General features: G+C 61.4%; 1 protein-coding gene. It reads left to right on the forward strand.

Annotated features, from left to right (window positions below; all coding sequences use genetic code 11):
* Positions 1 to 24 precede the first annotated feature (24 nt).
* Positions 25 to 684 (forward strand): lipid A biosynthesis lauroyl acyltransferase (locus EN893_RS36570; RefSeq protein ID WP_164901524.1); only part of this gene is annotated, 660 nt, incomplete at its 3' end.

The raw sequence follows: 684 nt of genomic DNA on the forward strand, positions 1-684 counted from the left end.
GCGTCGGCTAGAGCCTTGACCTCTGTGTTCAAGAAGTTCCGCCGGGATCTAAAATTTCGCTACGGCAGGCAACTGCGCCAGCTCAATTACTGGCTGGTGGCGCGCGCCGCAATGATGATCATCTCGGTCCTGCGCCTGCTGCCGGCCGACAGTGCGTTGAATTTCGCCGACCGCGCCGCACGCATGGTCGGCCCCCGGGTGGGACGCCATCAGGTCGCCGTCGACAATCTGCGCAAGGCCTATCCGGAAAAGGGCGAAGCCGAGATCCAGGCGATCGCCTCAGACATGTGGGGCAACATGGCCCGTCTTGCCGCGGAATACATCTTTCTCGACGCCCTCTTCGACTATGACCCTACAGCGATCAAGCCCGGCCGCATCGAGGTCAAAGGAGCGGACCACTTCCTCGAAATCGCCAGCGAAGTGAAGCCGCACATCGTCTTTACCGGCCATCTCGGCAATTTCGAACTTCTGCCGGTGGCGGCGGCGACCTTCGGCATGAACATCACGGCGCTGTTTCGCCCACCCAACAATCCTTATCTTGCCGACTACATCCTCTCGACGCGCCGCTCGACCATGGGCTCGTTGCTGCCATCGATGGCCGGTGCCTCATTCGCCTTGGCCGGGGTCCTGGAGAACGGCGGCAACATCGGCATCCTTGTCGACCAGAAATTCTCCAGCGGACTG

The organism is Mesorhizobium sp. M7A.F.Ca.CA.004.04.2.1, assembly GCF_004022825.1.
Lineage (GTDB): Bacteria > Pseudomonadota > Alphaproteobacteria > Rhizobiales > Rhizobiaceae > Mesorhizobium.